This is a genomic window from Shewanella sp. SM71 (assembly GCF_025653905.1).
Lineage (GTDB): Bacteria > Pseudomonadota > Gammaproteobacteria > Enterobacterales > Shewanellaceae > Shewanella > Shewanella oncorhynchi.
Genome location: NZ_JAKKRW010000010.1, coordinates 78745 through 97945 on the forward strand (window position 1 = coordinate 78745; position 19201 = coordinate 97945).

Annotated in this window: 12 protein-coding genes and 3 pseudogenes; 4 read left to right on the forward strand and 11 right to left on the reverse strand. The window is 51.0% G+C overall.

All coding sequences use genetic code 11. The annotated features are described in order from the left end of the window. Positions 1-73: 73 nt before the first annotated feature. The 4 genes and pseudogenes from L5L97_RS11635 to L5L97_RS11650 form a co-directional block, all read left to right on the forward strand. The gene (locus L5L97_RS11635) at positions 74-313 is read left to right on the forward strand and encodes a hypothetical protein (protein ID WP_263182070.1); all 240 of its coding nucleotides are present in this window, start codon (positions 74-76) and stop codon (positions 311-313) included. A gap of 308 nt (positions 314-621) precedes the next feature. Beyond that, a pseudogene (locus tag L5L97_RS11640) lies at positions 622-990 on the forward strand (IS982 family transposase); the annotation flags it as partial. Positions 991-1031: 41 nt separating this feature from the next. Further along, positions 1032-1988, forward strand: a pseudogene (locus tag L5L97_RS11645) (IS1595 family transposase). Beyond that, positions 1969-2462, forward strand: a pseudogene (locus L5L97_RS11650) (IS982 family transposase); the annotation flags it as partial. The pseudogenes L5L97_RS11645 and L5L97_RS11650, both read left to right, overlap by 20 nt. 53 nt (positions 2463-2515) lie before the next feature. Here the strand turns inward: L5L97_RS11650 and L5L97_RS11655 are convergent. The 11 genes from L5L97_RS11655 to L5L97_RS11705 all read right to left on the reverse strand — a co-directional run bounded on the left by L5L97_RS11655 (position 2516) and on the right by L5L97_RS11705 (position 18864). Next, positions 2516-4060 carry a formylglycine-generating enzyme family protein gene (locus tag L5L97_RS11655; protein ID WP_263182071.1) on the reverse strand — a complete coding sequence of 515 codons (1545 nt, stop codon included), beginning with the start codon at positions 4058-4060 and terminating at the stop codon, positions 2516-2518. Then, a complete protein-coding gene (locus L5L97_RS11660) occupies positions 4050-5264 on the reverse strand; it encodes an ABC transporter permease (RefSeq protein ID WP_263182073.1) in 1215 nt (404 codons plus the stop codon). Before L5L97_RS11660 ends, L5L97_RS11655 begins: the two co-directional genes overlap by 11 nt. Continuing rightward, positions 5251-5961, reverse strand: a complete 711-nt coding sequence (locus L5L97_RS11665; RefSeq protein ID WP_263147705.1) for an ABC transporter ATP-binding protein — start codon at positions 5959-5961, stop codon at positions 5251-5253. Before L5L97_RS11665 ends, L5L97_RS11660 begins: the two co-directional genes overlap by 14 nt. Beyond that, positions 5961-7931 carry a vWA domain-containing protein gene (locus L5L97_RS11670; protein WP_263182149.1) on the reverse strand — a complete coding sequence of 657 codons (1971 nt, stop codon included), beginning with the start codon at positions 7929-7931 and terminating at the stop codon, positions 5961-5963. Before L5L97_RS11670 ends, L5L97_RS11665 begins: the two co-directional genes overlap by 1 nt. Then, positions 7931-8641, reverse strand: coding sequence for a hypothetical protein (locus tag L5L97_RS11675; protein ID WP_263182074.1), 711 nt, complete (start codon positions 8639-8641; stop codon positions 7931-7933). The genes L5L97_RS11670 and L5L97_RS11675 overlap by 1 nt, the downstream gene beginning before the upstream one ends. A gap of 362 nt (positions 8642-9003) precedes the next feature. Further along, the gene (locus L5L97_RS11680) at positions 9004-11706 is read right to left on the reverse strand and encodes a putative virulence factor (protein WP_263182076.1); all 2703 of its coding nucleotides are present in this window, start codon (positions 11704-11706) and stop codon (positions 9004-9006) included. After that, positions 11706-14771 carry a virulence factor SrfB gene (locus tag L5L97_RS11685; RefSeq protein ID WP_263182077.1) on the reverse strand — a complete coding sequence of 1022 codons (3066 nt, stop codon included), beginning with the start codon at positions 14769-14771 and terminating at the stop codon, positions 11706-11708. Before L5L97_RS11685 ends, L5L97_RS11680 begins: the two co-directional genes overlap by 1 nt. A gap of 18 nt (positions 14772-14789) precedes the next feature. Further along, positions 14790-16280: an SrfA family protein gene (locus L5L97_RS11690; RefSeq protein ID WP_263182079.1), complete on the reverse strand. Its 1491-nt coding sequence runs from the start codon at positions 16278-16280 to the stop codon at positions 14790-14792. Between the two features lie 64 nt (positions 16281-16344). Then, positions 16345-17484: a hypothetical protein gene (locus L5L97_RS11695; RefSeq protein ID WP_263182081.1), complete on the reverse strand. Its 1140-nt coding sequence runs from the start codon at positions 17482-17484 to the stop codon at positions 16345-16347. Between the two features lie 88 nt (positions 17485-17572). Next, positions 17573-18064, reverse strand: a complete 492-nt coding sequence (locus L5L97_RS11700; RefSeq protein WP_263182082.1) for a hypothetical protein — start codon at positions 18062-18064, stop codon at positions 17573-17575. A 77-nt stretch (positions 18065-18141) separates the two neighbouring features. After that, a complete protein-coding gene (locus L5L97_RS11705) occupies positions 18142-18864 on the reverse strand; it encodes a hypothetical protein (RefSeq protein ID WP_263182083.1) in 723 nt (240 codons plus the stop codon). Positions 18865-19201: the final 337 nt, after the last annotated feature.

Sequence of the window (19201 nt, forward strand, 5' to 3'; positions counted from 1 at the left end):
TAAGAATGGCCGGCATGCGGCTGTCTTCGTTGGTGTTACCCCTAAATAACACAGCAGTGGAGGTAAGGTTGTTATGATTGGAATAGATAAGCATGGTGGCGATAAATACCTGCGTTCAATCCTCTATCAAGGCGCACTCTCTGTTATATCAAGGCTGCCAGCAGAGGGAAAAATCTATAAACAGCAATGGCTTATCAATTTAGTCAGGCGAGTGGGTATAAAACGTGCTTGTGTCGCGTTAATCAATAAAACCGTTCGCACCGCATGGGCATTGCTCAATTACAGAACCGAATATAACAATCAGACCATATAGAATATTGTTTTAGAAAAAGTTCAGCAAAATGCATTAACAAATAGGTAAGACCAACCTTCTGAAAACCTGTTTATCCCGACAGTGTTAATAACGCTACAATCTCGATAAGGACAGAGGGTGCGAATAGATCATTGGTTAGAAGATAGCTTCTTCAATAAAAAACCGTATATACGTGCGTATCTAATCTTTTTGTCGAAACTTTTGCTAAACAGGTGGAGTCCATATACGGGATAAGAAATGTTGAACTAATAGCCCTCCAAGTGATCGGATCTTTCGACCAAGAGAAACCCCATCACACCGGAGGGACTATGCATAAGTTAGTGGAAGTATTTTGCGATGTCGATGATTTTTGCGCTGTTTTCATTCCAGAATGGGAAAAAACGCTGTTAACCGATGGCACATGCAAGCGTCAACGCGCTGGCCGTATGACAATGAGCGAAGTGATGACCATCATCATACTTTTCCAGATGTCTCATCATCGTGATTTCAAGAACTTCTACATCGGCTATTTAGCTCATTTCTACAAATCCGCTTTTCCCAATTTACTCAGCTATACCCGCTTTCTTGAGGTGATGCCCACTGCTTTAGTGCCGCTTTGCAGTTACTTTGCCAGCCTCAAGAGTGACCCCACTGGCATCGAATTTGTCGATTCAACCAACATCAAAGTGTGTCATAACAAGGGCTATCCACTTAGTGCCACCAGTGTCAATATGTAGTAATGAAAACTTCATCGTATTTATTAAAAGCTGGCGTCGATTACCCTACAAATTGGGACGAATTTGTTGATTGGTTTCATGATGAACAATCTTGCACTAGCTACCTTTAGGCACTTCGTTGGCCAAACGGATTCATTTGCCCAAGCTGTTCGAGCCATCAATCACCTTATCAGTTAAGTAATGGCAAGTTAAAATGTCATGCTTGCCGTTCTCAATGTTCAGTAACATCAAGTACACTTTTTGACAAAACAAGAACCCCCATGAAAAGTTGGTTTGCAGCTGTTTGGTTTATTACAAATCAAAAGAATGGGGTCAGCGCTCTTGGAGTCCAAAGGCTATTAGGTCTTGGGAGTTATCAAACAGCTTGGTCTTTAATGCACAAGTTAAGATATGCCATGGTTGATCCTGAAAGAGATAAACTGTCCGGCATCGTAGAAGTTGACGAAACATTAATAGGTGGTGTCATTCCAAAATCATCTATTAAAAATCAACAGGGTAAGCGTAAAGCTGTAGTTTTGGAGGCTGTTGAGCTGCTATCACCCTCTGGATTTGGGCGAATACGTTTAAGGCAAGTAGAAAGTGCAACTAAAGAACATATCCATCAATTCATTCAAGATGTAATAGAACCTGATAGCACAATTTGTAGTGATGGTTCTCAAGTATACAAACAAATAGACAAAAAAGGATATAAGCATAATCGGATAGTGCATTTAGGTTCATCTGTACCTGCACATGAAACAATGGCTGGGGTACATCGAGTCTCATCATTATGTAAAAGATGGCTTTTAGGTACGTATCAAGATGCGGTAAAGGCTAAGCAACTTGATTATTATTTAGATGAGTTTACATTTCGCTTCAACAGAAGAAAGTCAGATTCTCGGGGATTATTATTCTACAGGTTGCTTGAGCAAGCAGTGCGCTCTAAGCCGATAACGTACCAATCAATTAAGAATCGATAACCACAATATAGGCAAAGGTACCATGGGCTGGTTCTATGGATTTAAACTGCATTTAATTGTGAACCATCAAGGCGGAATAGTGGCGGCCAAAATTACCCCAGCGAATGTGCATGACACAAAACAAGTGAATGAGATGGTGCACAGTGCCATGGATAAACTCTATGCAGACAAGGGGTATATCAGTAAAGCGCTGTCCAGTGAATAGCTGGAGAAAGGCGTGACGTTGGTGACGAACGTGCGTAAGAATATGAAAGCGCAGGTGATGTCGTTATGGGATAGAGCGATGCTGTCGAGACGTTTCATCATAGAAACCATCAACGACCAGTTAAAAAACATCTCTCAAATAGAGCATTCGTGCATGGTTTTATGCTCAATATGATTGTTGGACTCATCGCCTATCAATTGAAAGACAATAAGCCACAACTGAACCTCACTAACAGGGAGTTTAATGCTATTGCAGTTATGGCTCGTTAAACCGATCTCAGGTTAAATAGGTTAATAAGCAGTCATTTTTTATTTCAATTTAATTATTGCAATTTCTTACAACTTTCCAACCAAATAACAGCATCAATTTTTCCATTTTGCAGATAGCGCTGTTGGTTTGCCCAATGCGTCGCAAGAAATGGTTTAAGCCCATTCAGTTTTTTGTTAATTGTCAGCATTTGATCAAATGCTGAAATTTGCTCTTTAATGGGTCCTTCACCATATAGGGATGCAGACTCGACTAAACCACTGGCATAATAACCCGATAGCTGACTGAGTCGCTCTTTTTGCTCATCCAACTTAATCTTGCGAACCACGCAGTTTTTATCCGCCTTATCGCTACAAAGCTGCTCATAATTGCTGTTAAGAAAATCCAAAAACTTGCCATCATCTTTTAATTTGGTGCAAAGAAAAGCGCCCAAGTTAAGGCTGGCGCGGATCGACTGGGCACGCTCTTCCTGTTGTTTTTGGTTGCTAGCTCTAAGCTGACCTTCCAGATTTTTCAATTTCTGTTTGAGGACCTCATCATCGACCCCAAAAGCCAACGTGCTCAACTCACTGACTGCATCCTTCTTGTCGCTGGCACCCCCTACAAATTTGTTTGATCCCAGTTGCTGCCAACCGCTCTCGATACTCTTAACTCGCTGGGTCGATGTCATGATAGGGGAAACCAACACCAGCCGTATCCCAGTGCTCTTGCTAGTGAAATGGCGAGCTTCATCGTAGTAACTCACCTCTTTGCGGGCCGCACTGCGTAAAGTAGCCTGCTCAGTGAGATAGTTACCACCGCGCACCACATAACCACCGGCCTGACCATGCTGGCGATCGAGCTTGTTGAGATAGAAGGGTTCAAACATAATCTCGTCCACGTTACCCAGCATGTCATGCAAGCCGAGCGGATTAGGAGCCAGCAGCCCCGCCAGTTGCAAACGACCATTGGCTGACTGGGCACCAGCAAACCATTCATGCTCTTTGAGATCGTTCATAGGATAACGAACATCACGAAAATCTGCGCTGTTGACCTTAAGCCCGCCACGTGCGGCAAATTCCCACTCGATTTCAGTCGGCAGGCGCACAAAACCCGCTTTACCATCTTCTTTAGGGATCTTATCAGCGGCATGTTGTCGCAACCAGAGATTGTATTTATCGGTGGCCGCGACTGCATCAAACCAGCTGATGGCGCTCACCGGCAAACTCAGCTTTTTCGAGGGTGTGGGACAGATCTCAGAGGTAAGGGCCTGATATTGCAGCTGGGTGAGCTCATATTTAGCCATCAAATAATAGCGACCCAGCTCCTTAGCTGACTGAGTGAAACTACCTGCAATGAAAGCAGGATGAGTGTGCTCGACAAAGCCCCATTCACCACCGTCTTGACCTACCTGGATTGGTAAGTCTTCCAGCGGGCCGCTGACCGGCACCTGCACTCTCCGAAAGGCCATGGCTCCTTCGCACGGCATTGGCAGGATCACGTCCTCTACATCGGCTTTTGGATTGTAATGTTGAGCAGCCCATGGCTCGGCAAATGTAACGCCACTGGACAGGGCACATCCCATAATGATGAGCTGGGATAAAGTATTTTTAGAGTTCACGCAAACTCTCCGCAGGTTGAATGGTAATAGCCCGTCGAGCGCCAATAATGGCCACTAGAATGGCCACCGTTAGAGCTAGGATTAGGGCCAGTAAGCAGTGTAATGGGGTAATCTGGCAGATCATCTGTTCAGTACTCTGGCTGCTGGCCAGTGTCCGATTAAACAGTGTACTGCCGCTCAGATAGAGCAAAATGCCCCCACCATAGGCAAGCAACGTCAGGATCACCCCCTGAAAGATAATATAGAGGCCCACCGCCGGGCTGGTAAATCCCAGCAAGCGCAATACCGCAATGTGCTTACGCTTGCGATCCACGTTAGCGAGGAAGGCGCCGATCAAAGATGCGACACAGCCGATAAGCGCGGTGCCAGCAATGACGTTGAAGATGAGGCTAAGTACCCGGTTGATACTCTTTATGTTCTCGATATCGGCCAACCGGCTAACTGTCTCGATACGCTGCTGCTTGAGCCAGAGATCGAGAGCCGCCACTTGGTCAATGCTGTTGGCATAAATACGAGCACGGGCGAATATCGGCGGTTTATCCGTTAACGGCTGACCTGTGCTAATGCCCAACATAGGGATACGATAACCATCACGAAAAGACTCCAACGCCAGCAGCAAGGACTCATGCACGAACAGAGCGGGACGGTTGAAATAAGTCGGCGCCAATATCGCTCCTACAGTTAAGGTGCACTCCCCCAACTCTCGCCTATCATCGAGCTGGCGCATGACGCGCAAGCGGATAGTTTCGCCAACACTGACCGCCAAACGGCGCGCAGCCTCGGCACTGAGGATTACCTCACCCTCGCTCCCAAGTTGCAATGTTCCCAACAGAGGGTCACCCCTATCGGTCGGAATTACCTCTGCATTTTCAATGAAATGGCTCATATCTTTCAGCAAATCGGCTTGGGTATTGAGGGATCGGGTTTGGCCGATGGCAAAGCCTACCTCCGCTTTTTGCCGCAAAGCAGCGATCCATTCTACTGAATAGTGGCCACTGCTCACTATGCGGATCTCCAGATTGCGTGGATCTCGCACGAGATCCTGCTGCAACTGGCTCACCACCCCATAACGCAGACCAAACATCAGCAGCAGTGGTGCTATCACGGCGATCAGCGAGGAAATGATACAAAACGATACCGAACGATCATGCCAAAGATCCTGCATGGCCAAGCGCAGTAGTAGCCCGCGTTTATGAGAACGCAAAATGGGTCTCTCCCTGCGTTAAATTAGCCTTGAGACAGGGCAAGCCAAACGTCTTGACCAACCCCCAATCATGAGAGGCCACCAGCGCCGCTATGCCCCACTCTTGTACCAACTCGATGAAGAGTGCAAAGAGCAACCTAGCAGTGTGGGGATCAAGCGACGCGGTGGGTTCATCAGCCAGTAGTAGCTTGGGGCGGTGCGCCACCGCCCGCACAAAAGCTACCCGCTGCCGCTCCCCGATAGAAAGCTGGGCTGGTTTCTTGTGCAGCAATCCCTCCAACTTGAGAGTCTGGACAGCCCGTGTGAGTAAATGCTCATCTTCCGCAATACCCAATAGTTGGCAGGGCAAGCGGATATTGTCTCTCACCGTCAGAAAGGGCAGCAGGCCGCCACTTTGCAACATGAAGCCAATTCTGGTGGCGCGGATGTCGGCTAATGCCGCTTGATCGTTAGCCGCCAACAAGTGGGCAATATCGACGGCAGCTGGAGCGGCGTCAATGAAGTCCATCTCAAAACGGCCCACTCGACTGGGGCTCAGTAACAGCCCAATCACCTCAAGCAAGGTGCTCTTGCCGCAGCCACTTTCGCCCGTCACGGCCACCACTTGTCCCAGAGGCAAGGTTAGTGCGGGCAAACAGACCCGATGGGCCTGTTCACCGCTGCCCCGCACTATGCTCATATCTTCGATACATAGCATCAGGGCATCATTTCCAGGGGAATCGGATAGACGTGATCACGGGGATCACTATCCTTGGCCAGCGCAACCCAGCGATCAACATCGGCGTTGTAACGCTGGTAATGGCGCTGCTTGGTCGCAAGGGTGCGGATAAACTTCTCCTGTGCCAACCCATCCCAACTCTTCCAGGTCTCCTCATCCAGATTGAGCACATCGCTGCGATAAGGCAGATCGGCAAGGTATTCCCCCATCACACCCAGATCCGTGATACTGGTGTTATCCAACTGCTTGAGCTGGTTAGGATCAGCGCCCATGGTTGCCGCCACCGAGCGCAATCGCTCGAACATCTTAGCCGGTGAGATCATACCTTCATTAGCCGCATCCAAAATCTGTTTCACCACATCGCTAAGGTCACTAAGCTGGCCCTTGGTGAGCAGCACCCTGACCTCGGTGGTCGGGATATTCTGCTTGATCAGATCCCGGTCGCTGATCCAGGCCTCAAACACCAAGGGAGCCTGAGTTCCACTCTTCTTGCCGAGGTAAGAGAGTTGCATAGCATGGCCTATCAGCGCAGTATCTTGCAGCAATTTTTGCGCTGGGGTGAGCGTGTCCTGCTCTTTAGCGTTACTGGCGCTGCCTACGGCCGGCTCACCAAAATAGGATGCTTTCACCTGATCGGTAATGGCAGTAGCCAGCGCATCAACCTTGTTACCAAACTCGTTAACATCACCCGCATTAACAGGATAGTAAAGCGAGGTATTGGTGCCACTGTAAGTTGATAACTCTTGATATTGACTTGCTGCCTTGGCGTGATCTTTCTTACCCGCCGCAGTTTTCAGGTGCAGGGTATATATTGCCACCCCAGGGTTGGCGGCTTCCAACCGGATTTGCTTGGCATCCAATCCAGTGGTAGACAGCTTGTTATCCCCTTCGATAGCCCCTGCATCGGTGATCAGCACCACATAACGGGCCCCAAAGCGGCTCCAGTCTATCTGGTCTATCGCCTGCATCACCCCCGCATACGCATCTTCATTGAATAGCTTGCTAGAAACGTTAGCCTGCTTGAGGTCAGCCACTTTTTTCAAGAAGTCGGCACCGTCTTTAATTTCATTGGGGTCGGCATACATGCGGGTTGTATACTCCAGACCCGGTACCTCCTTGGTGCTGGAGCGAAAGGAGATCATGCCAAACTTCACCTGCTGCCCCAGATTTTCCTTGTTGATCCGCTCATAAACCTTGCGCACGGCCTCGCGGGTACGCTCGATATAGGGTCCCATCGATATAGTGGAATCAACCACGAATACTACAGCGGCATTGAACTCCTTGAGCTGGCTCACCTTGGCACTGGATTCTACCGTGGCTGCATCAGCCTTGCTGACCGAGGCCACATTGAGCAAGCGGGTGTAAAAGCCATCCTCGGTCATGACCTCTTCACCACTGAGGATGGGCAGCAGATAAAACTGTTGCTGCAGATCGACAAAGTATTCGGGCTCTTGTGCCAGTATTCCGCCAGCGTTGCCCTGCTTCTTCAAAGCAGCACGTAGCGGTGCCACCTTGGCGACAGGATCCGCCGCTTCCAGGATCTGGTTGAGTTGATCTCGCTCCTTGAAAAAGAGCAGGCGATCTCGGTTGGCAGGGTTGGTGAAGGCCAAGGTCAGCTGCATCTTCCAATCAACGGTACAAGACTTGGGCAGCCAACCAATACTATGACCATAGCTGTCGGGGCCGACCTTAATCCAGCCCGCCCCCTTAGCATTGACCTGCTCATAGACATAAAAACTACTAAAGGCCGGTTGTAGCACACCTGACGCTTGACCAGCCTCGGCCACCAGTTCGCAACCTGGAGTGGTCAATACTCGTTGATAGAGGCTCTTTTTTCCTTCCTGTAACAACGGGCGATGCCCAGATGTCATCTCGGTCGCCGCTACGCTTGCACCACCCGACAACAGTAGGAGTGCTGCCAAGCAGCGCAATAATCTGGTTGCAACCATCACTTACTTAACTCCTCATAGCGCTGTTTTGCCTCGGCATTGTCAGGCTCAACCTGAAGTACAGTGTCATACCAGTAAGCGGCAGTGGCGTTGTCAGCCTCATTGAAACAATCATTAGGCTGGTGGAACTTGGGATCATATTCACGGGCATAGGTCAAGGCCGCCTTGCTATCTCCCCCCTGCGCACGATTGGCATAAAGACGTTGCGCCACACCACATTTCTTGGCTGACTTGGCGCTTTGGATCACCGCCAATAAGGTATCGGTTGGCGGCTGCTGTGCAATGCAGGCCTGCACAAACTCCAATTCGCTCTGGGTCGCCAAGTTATCGGCACTGCAACCATCCTCCGTCGCCTCGCCGTTGGTCTCGTTAACCATCGGCTCTGCGGCCACCGGTTCGACAACCTTTTCAGCAATAGGATCGGTCACTGGTGTAGCGGTGGATGGTGCATCTGCCGAGCGGCTAAACCAGAAGATCAGGGCGCCAATCATCAGCAATAGCACGACCCCACCAAGGATCAACGGAGTTTTCGATTTGGGCACAGCCGCAGTGGCCGCCAGTAAGGCCGTAGCCACCGGCACGGGCTCTGGTTCAGCACGCAAGGCCGGCAGCTCAATCTCAACTGGCACCTCAACTGGTGCTAGACCTGGTACCGGAGGAGCATTAACCACGGGCGAGTTAATGACACTGCTGCCACCATATTCACCCACCTCTCCTCGGGCGTTGGAAGAGAGCACCGCCTCGCGTGCCACTTGCAAGGTGGTATGGCGAATTTCACCAGAAGCCAGCTTGACGTGGATCTGAATTGGACTGGCGTTGACCAGCAAGGGATCCACTACCGCAGCACCCACTCTAAAACCACTGCCGCTTTGTAGCGGATAACCACCGCTGATGCCGAACCAGCGGGGAGCAGGGCTCCACTCGCCCCCCTCTTGCAAATAGTTCTGCTGATTATTGAGCAGGGCAAATTCGAGACCCTCCACCAGCTCGGAGACACCCCGCAGCCGGATTAGTAGTTGGGCTTCACCCGGCACAGCGGGGTCGGTAGCAATTATTTTGGCTAGCATGGTGCTTACTCTTGTTTTAATTGATGGATGATCTGGCCCAGACGCTGATTCTGATCGTGAGAAATATCCCGTGTGGCACTATGGCCTGCGTTATCTTGGGTGATCAGCACCAGGGAAGAGAGCCAATCCCCCAAATACGCCATGGCAGGATTGAGCGGTGTAGCAGGCAGGCAAGGCAACTCGTTCTGGCCTATTTCTGCGCCACGGGCAAACAGCTTGCCCTTAGCGCCCGTAAAGCTGTTTGGCACCTTCTCTGGTGGCATGGCCAAAAAACCAAACCAGGCCACGAAATCGCGCAAGGTAAACTGAGCCTTCATCACTTGCCGTGCCAACAGTTGTTCTCGCCGCACCCCCGCCTGCTCCTGCCCAGCCAGGGTTCGCTTCAACGTCCCCTCCAGATCCAGACGGTTAGCCGCCGTAACCAACTCTTCGGTGAGCAAGTCGATCAATTCGGTCTCGATGCCGAGCTGAGCCAGCAGGGTTTTCTGGGTAGGCAGATCACGCAGATGAGCGACCCATGCCTTGAATGCCTCACGGGCGAAACCATCATCTTGGCCTACCCGCTCTTCAGCCTTGGCAGTTGTGTTCGCCACGGCGACATCAGCCTGACCGAAAGAATTGCCCGCAAATGGGCTGCTTTCAAAAGGACTCGCACCAAAGGGCATCTGCCCAAATGGGCTGGCAGGGCTACTGCCATAGGGCGAGATAGCGGTTGCTTCTACCCCCTCATCCTTGGGAACATCCTCACGAATACTGAGGTAGATATTGTTCAGCTCCGCGGAGGGTAGATCCAGTTGGCTAATCAGCTCGCCGAGGGAGTTAAAACGGGCGCCAAGCCCAGTCCAGAGCTGCTTGCCTATCTCCCGCTTTTTCGCCAGTTGACCGTCACCATCTTGCTCATACCAACGCCCCAGCAGTTGCTCCGCCAGTTCTTTGCGCTTGGCGTCCAGCTGCTGCTGAAGTCGATCAAGCTTGAATTCAAGATGTGCTACTCCCCTCAGCTCTTGTCCAAGCCTGGCCATACCGCCATCGTTGAGCGACAGCATGGCCACCCACGCAGCTTCAGGATCAGCCAAATGTTGCACCACACCTTTTCCTGCCACAAAAGAGGTCGCCATCTGTTGCAAGACCTCAGCGTATTGAGGTACAACAGCCACTTCTCGCCCACCGTCCATGCTCAAGAAAGGGACCGGCATGCCGGGTTTGCGTACCAAGAAACAGTTGTTAAATGCGCGCCCAGGTGCCCACTCCTGGATCCACTCATATTGGCCAAAACGTTCCAGCAGGGTTTGCTGCATCAGGCCATCCCACCCTTCCTTGAGCTGAGCTGGTGTCAGATTCAGCCCACTGTTGATCCGCATATCAAACATGGTCAACGCCCAAAACAGACCCGGTTTACGACTCTGCCGCTCACAGGCACTCTTGCCCTGGGTCTTTTCTACCCAGCGCGTCAGCACAGGACCCACACTGGTAACGTCACTCTGCTTGGCAGCGCTGGCACAAACCACCAAGGCATTCATCTCCTGATTGTCGGTATAACGCTCGAACAGATACGCGACCTTGCCACGCAGCAACAACTGAGAAATCGGACTTCCGCCTGCGCTAGCGGCCTCCTCCAGTTTGCTAATCGCGAGACGACCCCGGTAGCCGGGGAAATCGAGCAGATCCACCTGCTCCACCAAGCTATCCGCTGACCCCTCGACCATGGGAAAGATCAACTCGGTGGTAAGGGCGGCCAGCTGGGCCTGGGCAATCGAGGCAGACGTGTACCGACCGTCAGTCCCCAAGAAACAGATCTCGACGGTCCTGTCCTCGGCGGATCCCAACAAGCCGAGGCTGTCTACATTCATGATGCTCACACTGCCGTTACCTTGATTCAACAGGCAATCAAGGGGAGCGTAGACGGTCTTGGCGTGGCCCAGTCTGGCAAGGCTGGTCGCTAGGTTGCGATAGATCTCGGTCAGCTCGATTTGCTCGCCCCACAACAGGGAGAACAACTCGGCCCGCTCAGCGGGCGTCAGGGTCGGTGCCAACTGCAATACCCGCGGCCAATAGCCATGCTCGAGCTTTTCCACTGATTTTCTAAAGCTGCCGTTCAGATAGTCCCACAGGGCCACCACATCATCACGGCTGACACCGTTGTTGGCCACTGCATTGATGGGGCGATCCTCAAACGGCCGCAGCCGCGCCTCGATGCGCGCTTCATCGAGCTGATAGCTCAGAAGTTCGTGGTTGAAATCGTTAAACCAGGTGTTGGCCAGGATCTTGGCTAAGTCTATCTCGCTAAACAGCTGCAAGGGTACCGGGTAATTCGCCGGAGCAGTGGTCTGGGCACGGGTAAACCGCGTGACCAGACCCGTGGCCTCTTTGCCGCCGCCCACCGGGTTAACCTCCTTGATGAAGTCAACCGGACGCTCGCCATAGCGCCCCTCCAGTGCACCATTACTGCCAGCGGCCAAGGCTGAGATCAGATAGGATTTACCCGCTTGGGAAATGCCGAAAAAACCCACCGTCATGGGTGTACCAGCCACCCGCTTGAGGCTGCTAGCCAAATTGCTGGCCCGGTGCAGACTGAGGTTGAGCTTATCCGCCTCGTTGTCGAGACGATGGGAGTCATGGCGCACTGCATCGACCCAGGCAAGCGCATCTAGGGCGCTGCGTTCGATGGTTGCCCAGCCTTGATTTAGGATCTCCTGTTGAGGCTTCATTATTGTTTTACACTCCCGCTATCTAGCCAGTGTCTGCTATCGATGAGTCCGGCATCTGGCATGGTGTTGAGCTCCAGCTCGATATCCCGCTTATTGAACGTTTTGTCGGTGTTGCTGCTCACTTCACTGACCATCAGCTTGTCACTAATAAGCCCCAATGCCCTAGCCCGGTTATCTTTGCCAATGGCCAGCTTTACCTCGAGATAAGGTGAACTGCCATCTGGGGCCTTGGCCTGGGTATATTTGGCCCGCCCTTCATCACTGAAACGCAATGTATAGAGGGAAGATGCCGTCCAGCGTTCCGTATCGAGCTGGCGATACCCTAGTCGCAAATCACCGCGCATGATCCAAGCTGGAGTATCCGCCTCGGAACTACCGCTGCTAGGCAGTTGGATCTGACCCTCATGCGACTGAATGTCACGGTAGGTCACATCATGATCTCGGATGATATTTTGCAGGTCGATGATCCCCATATGGCGGATGGTGGAGTAAGGCCTGAGTGCCGCCGTGCGGAAATGGAAGTTTGGAATACTGTGATTTGCACATAATAAGGTGATCATGGCTCCCACCGAGGCGGTACTCTTCGGATCCTCGATTTGGCCATTCTTATGGAACGGATACCAAGTACCAGTATGGTAACCATGTAGCGGCAAAATGCGTCCCGGCGGCAATGGTAGACACATCCGAATAAAAGCCTGAATGCCCGGCAGTAAAGAGGGACGCCCGGTTAACAGCAACATGTCGCAATGGTAGTTAGCCATCACCTCACACAGTGCGGTCAACACCTTGCAGATGTTGAAACGACCAGACAGCAACGACTGATGCAATTGTGCCAAATTGAAAGTAATAGGCACCTCGCACAATTTGAAATCACCGCCACCGCCCGCTTTTTGTACCTCGCGCCGCACAAACGCATCAACCACCTCACTGATGTTATTGTCTGGCAGCAAGTCGCCATAACGCAGGCTCTCGCTCACTTTCGCACCAGAGCCCTGCGGATCATACTGCTCATAGCGACCCAGCAGATTAAGAGCAATCGGGACAAATACCTGCAAGTTGAGTTGCTGACGCAGCACGGCTTCTGCCGCACTCACGTTGTTGGCACCACAAAGCTGAGACAATAAGGTGTCCACTGACGCAACACTGGTCTGTTTAAGCGCAGCCTCCAACGCAGGCAGCACCAACAACTGGATCACATCGAGTAGTATATCGTCCCCCGCAATTTTGAAACTGTCGCGAAAGCGCTGCTGCGGAACGATATGGGCATTCACACCGGCCCCATGTTGCCCGCTACGATCGAGGGCATAATCGGTGATCACCAGATCCGTGGTGCCGCCCCCAATATCAATGGAAGCGAGGGTAATACTCTCACGGTTCTTTCTGTCAGGGCGGCCCAGCGCGGCAAAAAACTCCTCCGGATGACCGGCAAAGTTCTGGTTGATCTCGGTATAGAGGTAGACCAGTTGGGCACAGGAGGCCTCGTCCCATTCCACCCGGACACGGGGCAACGGCACCTGAATTTTATCCTGCACACTCCCCTCATCCAGCCTACGATAAGGGTCTTGTTCTCCTTGGTGCCAACGCAGCGCCTTCCACACCAGCCCTACGGCTTGGTGCATGCGTTCATCAAGAATGCAGCGTTCTGCCATCGGCATGCCGGGCGGCACGGTGAGGATAATATTGCGCAACTGGCGTGGGATGCCGGCGTGACCTTGGCGAGTCCGCTGGGCCGGGCTGTTGATCTGGGTCAGTGTTTGGGTCAGTACCTCTGCGAGCAAAAAGGTCATCAGGGCACTGCGTGAGTAGCGCGGCGTAAACACCGGTATGCGATCCATCTCATCCTCTATAGTGTGTAGCGCTTCTCCTTTTTCATTGATAAGGTTGGCAAAAGGGGCAGCAGTTGCCAGCGGATGAGCGTCGTGCTGCTGGTATGCCGTATTGAAGCGCCAACCCTGACCATAGAACTTCTCATCCCACAGGTAGCGCTTCGGACTGGACAGGCCAGTAGATCCTTCACTACCACGACGGCGGCTGGCCAAGCGGCCAGCTTCGTTGCCGATTCGGGCGATGGTCGGCCATTGAAACGCATCATGGCGGCCACTGCGTACCGAGAAGTGATCCTTGCCAAAGAAGGCCTGTGAAAATTCGATGCGACTTTCGAAGGGCTGGCTGTAAACCTGTTCGGGGGAATTCAGATCCCGCAGCTGCAGTACATAGTTGTGCATCAGGCCGGAACCGGACTGACCGTGATCTTCAATCAGAATGCCGCAAGTGCGAGAGTTACCCACGTCAAGCACCAGATCTACCGGGATAGGCTTGATGGCATTGGTCTCGCCGTTAGCGATGATGCGAAATTGTGGGATCTCGACCAGTGGCGGCTCCTTGCTTTGCTGATCAGCGCTTGGTTTAGCAAGCAAAGAAAGCAGATTGAGATAATGTGCAATCGGGTATTGCAGCTGTATCTCGATCTCCCGCTCCTCTCTATCACGCCCCTTGCTTGCATCATTAAAGACCTCAAGCAGCCACTCTTTTAGCCAAGGCTGGGTCAGATACCAACCAAGGGCATAGGTCGAGGTGGCGACCTGAAACGTGGCACCCGCACTGACATCTTCCTGATTTGGTCCCAGATCGGCCGCACCGTGCAACTTGGCCATAATCCGAGTATCAAAAACCAGAGTCAAACGATGGCTATGACCATCCAAATCCGGCTCTTGCAGTTTCAGCAGTCGAAAACGTGCCCAGTTGATCGGCCCTTCATTATAAAAGTGGGGAGGATTAAACCGGAACAGCGGCAGCGGCAGCCAGATCCCGTCCAGCAACTCGAGGCTGCTCTTGAGTGCAATATCGTACTTAGCGTGCGCTCTTTCGATAGCGTCGGGTCCTGGCTGGAAGAAATGGAAATCCTTTTCTTCGTTGTACAGCAAACGAGTGAGCACGCCACTGGCCGGCTCTACAAATTCGCCAGCCTGTTTGCGATCCAGCGTCAGACCGAAATCCATAAACTGGATCCCTGAATCACCCACAAGGGTGACCTGACGATCAAATGGTTTTATTTCTGGCAACATGATTGTCTCTTCCTATCCTTAGGGATTTATCTGGCGCATTTTGATGGGGAACTGCTGCTCACCATTATTGCGGCCAACGCAGTCGGTACCATTATCCGTACCCGGCTGGCATTCAATTTTTGGGATCATATAGCTAGATCCATCACTGCACTCAGCCGGCCCCTCATTGTTAATACTTAATTGGCCATCTGCAATCACTCCGTTTGCGCCCCCCTGACATACAACTCCATTGGATTGACGCAGGCTGACTCGGCCTTTACCATCTTTGAAACTGTATTGCAGTTGCAAGGGCTTACCAGTCTGGGTGTCCTGAATGCCACCGTTGACTTTCCAATCTCCGTCTAAAAACTGAGCGGGTCCATTGGCAATGGTCGGCGGTATCGCCAGCGTCTTATCTTGAGGCGCCGGCTCTTGCGAGGAACTTTTACTCGTAACTTCGCCAGCGGAGAGCTGACTCGCAGACAGCACGAGCTCAGCGGCTGGATCGACTGGCATCGGTGTCTGCGGGGAATTTGCTGGCGCTGATGCCTCACTGCCAGCCAAGGCGGCAGGTGGTGGCGTGTGCGGATCACCTGACGTCAAAATGGTGCTAGCCGCAGATTTATCCTGCTCGGATGCCAGGCCAAGCAAAACTGTTGCCACATCAGCACTTCCTGCGGAAGCGTTATCCACTGGTAGCACGTGCCCTGATGGGGGAACAGCCACTGCACTATGCCCTACACTATTCCCAAGCATCGGCAAGTCCATCGATGTTATGCTTGGTACTGAAATGTTGGGAGCACAGGCTCGCAGACCAAGCAGCAACAGCGCTAACAGCACCAGCAGCAACAACGGCCAGAGCAACCAACGCCAGCGCCAGCGACACCACCAACCCTCGTTATGGATCGTTGGTGTTAGCGGCTGGGTATATACGGGAATCGTCTGCGCAAAGCCTTTGGCTTGTGCAACCTCAAGCGCAGAGACTTTGGGGCTAAAAGCTGCTTCTGGTATGGCCGAGTTCGAACTTACTGGCCTTAGCCAGTGCATAGGGTCTCGCTGTTCACCGTTATCGTGTACAAAACCCCAAAAAGTGATAACTAATACTCCATCCACCAGATACACAAAATCCTGATCAGGAAAATTGACCACCTGCCTAAGTAAGCAGGCAAAGACTCGTTTGTCACCACCATTGTGCTTGTCATCAGTGGTAAGCAGCCGTTCACTAAGTGCCAGCACCGCCAACTTGAAGGATTCAAACTGCGAATAAGCTGCTGCACGCTCAGACTCAGTGGCACTGTTCCAATGGATCACCTCTCCCGCAAAGCTGCTGTACCAGTCGGTTCTATCTCCCCCCTGATCGTTTTGCGGGATCGCCAAATGGCGCGCAAGATCGAGGCCCGTATCTTGGCGGCGAACAGTCTCCCGTAACTGGGATGCCATGCGGTAGACAGGGAATCCGGTCTCACCAAGCGCCTTAAACGCGGAATTTTGACCACTACGCAGTAATGGACCCTGAATGGAACCCTGCATTTTAAATCCTCAAAAAGTCTAATTATGCTATTGCGGGATCTTACCTGCGTAGATGCAGGCTAAGTCAGCTTTTACCCTTAGTTGAGTGCCACTTAAGACCCCATCCGAACGTTTTATCGACACTCTCTCGATCGTCGAAATACTGGTTTATCCGTTCAACTTTAATAGCGCCATCAACATTGATTAACCGGGCGATAACGCCAACGGCTCTATTATCACTCCCTTCGGTTAAACGCGTCGTAATGGATGGCTGATCAGGAATGTGGATGGTGATGGTGGCTTGAGTACTTTGCCAATGAGAAGCACCGCTGTAAATGAAGGCATAAATAAGCACTTCATCGATCTGTTGCCAGTGAGTACCGTTAATAGATAACCATTCCCCATGACTGTTGGCACCACTGCGATCATCCCCCTCCAACGCTACATAAGGTTCATTATCATAATCACCAAACAAACGACTAAGCGCCTCAACCCCAGTTTTACTCTGATTTTTCAGTCGTACAAAAGCAGCTAAATCTAAATCAATCGTGCTGTCAGCGCTAGGATTGTTCCAATTAAGATTAACCTGAATGCGGCCAAAATCATGCTGTTTTGCCAGGCTGATACTGGGCTGATCTTTAGACAGATTGGTCCGAGACGCACTGCCAGATGGGAGACCCAATCTGAATAATGTGGGCCAGCAACACTGCAACAGGATCACGAGTACCAGTATCAATAATATCGCAACCAAACAGCCAAGCTGCCTGCCAATAATCCAGCGCCCCTTGCTCAGCTTCGGTGCAAGCTCTTCTTGTCGCATTGGCTCAGCGGTCTGCGGCGGGATCCCCCAGTGAACCAAAACCGGCTCGCCATTGATGCCGTAGCACGCCAATCCTGGTGTCTGCTTGAGTAAGATATCTAGCCGCTCTGCAAGCACTGTCTCACCACGGCGAGCCAACTCCTCTGCCAACTGACGGATAGCCTCTTGCCGAAGCCTACACTTCTCATGCAGCATGGCTTGTTCGGTAGCTGGAAGTGCATTCAGCGGTATGGGTTGCCCTTCAAGCTCACTCCACCACTCCAGATTACCATCATGATTACAACGTGCCGTCGCAAACAGGCTGGTAATGAGGGGAGGAAAATGACAATAGAGCACAGCGAGGCTCTGCTCATAATTTTCGAGCGTTTGTTTGTCAATAGGTGGACACGATATTACTCGCTGCATAAAGAGACTTCACATCCAAAAGACGTCTTGAGAGTACTTGCTAGCAAACACTCGTCAGCCAAGCCAGACCTGATCAAGTAATCTAGATCTAGTAACCCAGACTCTTATTCAGTTCTTTAACCTTAACTTCGAGGATAGCGGCCTCTTTTCTTCTAGCGGCAACTTGAGCAGCATTATCATTTGAGAAGGGAGTGAACCGCTGTTCAGCTTCCGCCAACTCGGTGATCTGCTGCTGTAGACTGGTTTGTATGCCACCTTTAAGTTTCAGCTGGGCAACCAATTGGCTTAATGACATTTTTAGCGCTTGCTGATCAGCCTGCTCTTGCGCCAGCGTTATATTTGATCGCTGCTTACGGCTTTCCATGTCGGCCAAAATCTGGTGCGACAGCGTATTAAGCTCCTGATTTTGTTTTAGCTGTTGCTCTTGGTTGTCGATCTTTTGGCGATATCCACCAGAAGAATCACAACTCATTTTGGTAAGTAGACTCGCGCTACGGTTGGCTGGATCGCAATCCGCAGGGGTAGTGGCACAACCACTTAATACCAGCAAACTACTCAGATAGACGGCTCTCAATTTCATGACGTTTTCCTGTCAATATCCCGGTAAGCTCGGGATATTCTCGATTCCCTTAACGATGATGATACGATATTTAACAATCAACCAACAGTAATGGCGCTACGCTGATCATAGAGGCCATTAACCTCTTGTTCTAATAGTGAAATCTGTTTATTCAGTTCAAGCACTTTGGTATTGACCATTGCCAATTCTGTCTCAGCTACCTCACTTTGCTCGCTTTTAGCGACTTGTTGATACTCGGTCGCCTTCTTGCGCATATTAGTCAACTCTTTCTTGAGTTGAGCTAGATCTGCATCGACTTTACCAAGCTGGCGCTGTGCTAACGCCTTGTCAAAACTGGCTTTGTCTTTATCTTGAGCAATTTGAGTCAACGTTTTACTATTATCCGCAATGACCTGCTTGGCAATATTAGTGCGCGCCACCACAACTTCGGTATCTTTTTGAATGTCGCGGTCCATTGCCTGCAAACGTTCTGTGGTATTGGCATATTCGGCGCGACGACTATCCAAATAGTAGTTAGCCCCCATCGCCACACCACAGGCTGCTATACCCGCCTTTATAGAGCACTGAGTTTTTTCTTCTGACTTCAAAAACATACAAGCTGCAATCCCAATACCTGCGGCCGCAGCACACGCCTGGAATCCAGAGGCACTAAAAAATTCAGCCTCTTGGCCATTGGTAAGTCTTGAATCTGTTGCTGGCAGGTTCCCCGTCATCGAGCTCCCTGTGCTGGCACAACCAGAAATGATAAGGCTGCTGGAAACCATCAAACAAATAGCTGTACGTTTAAATATGAATTTCATGTTAAAAAACCTCTGAACTGTAAAAAACCTAGTAGATGCCTCTCACCAACAGCACTAACTCCATTTAGCACCAGACTCTACAGGCGCTCGATACTGCAGCCAAGTGCTTTCCAAACATCTCGATTCTGTTAGATAAACGAAAAAAATGATAATAATCAATTTTATATATTAATACAATGAAACAGATCACGTTAACAATGTTAAGTAATATAACTTGGTCTTTATGATACGTAATGTCCGGAGGTTGTCTTGTACTGACTCGATGCTCATTCACCCAACTCATCAGAGCATTAAGCAGAGGTGGCTTCAATATGCCGCTGAAATTTAACCATCCCAA

Coding starts and splice junctions, on each gene's coding strand:
- L5L97_RS11690 (WP_263182079.1), bottom strand. CDS start 16,280: ATGCAGGGTTCCATTCAGGGTCCATTACTGCGTAGTGGTCAAAATTCC.
- L5L97_RS11680 (WP_263182076.1), bottom strand. CDS start 11,706: ATGAAGCCTCAACAGGAGATCCTAAATCAAGGCTGGGCAACCATCGAA.
- L5L97_RS11700 (WP_263182082.1), bottom strand. CDS start 18,064: ATGAAATTGAGAGCCGTCTATCTGAGTAGTTTGCTGGTATTAAGTGGT.
- L5L97_RS11705 (WP_263182083.1), bottom strand. CDS start 18,864: ATGAAATTCATATTTAAACGTACAGCTATTTGTTTGATGGTTTCCAGC.
- L5L97_RS11665 (WP_263147705.1), bottom strand. CDS start 5,961: ATGCTATGTATCGAAGATATGAGCATAGTGCGGGGCAGCGGTGAACAG.
- L5L97_RS11685 (WP_263182077.1), bottom strand. CDS start 14,771: ATGTTGCCAGAAATAAAACCATTTGATCGTCAGGTCACCCTTGTGGGT.
- L5L97_RS11695 (WP_263182081.1), bottom strand. CDS start 17,484: ATGCAGCGAGTAATATCGTGTCCACCTATTGACAAACAAACGCTCGAA.
- L5L97_RS11670 (WP_263182149.1), bottom strand. CDS start 7,931: ATGGTTGCAACCAGATTATTGCGCTGCTTGGCAGCACTCCTACTGTTG.
- L5L97_RS11635 (WP_263182070.1), top strand. CDS start 74: ATGATTGGAATAGATAAGCATGGTGGCGATAAATACCTGCGTTCAATC.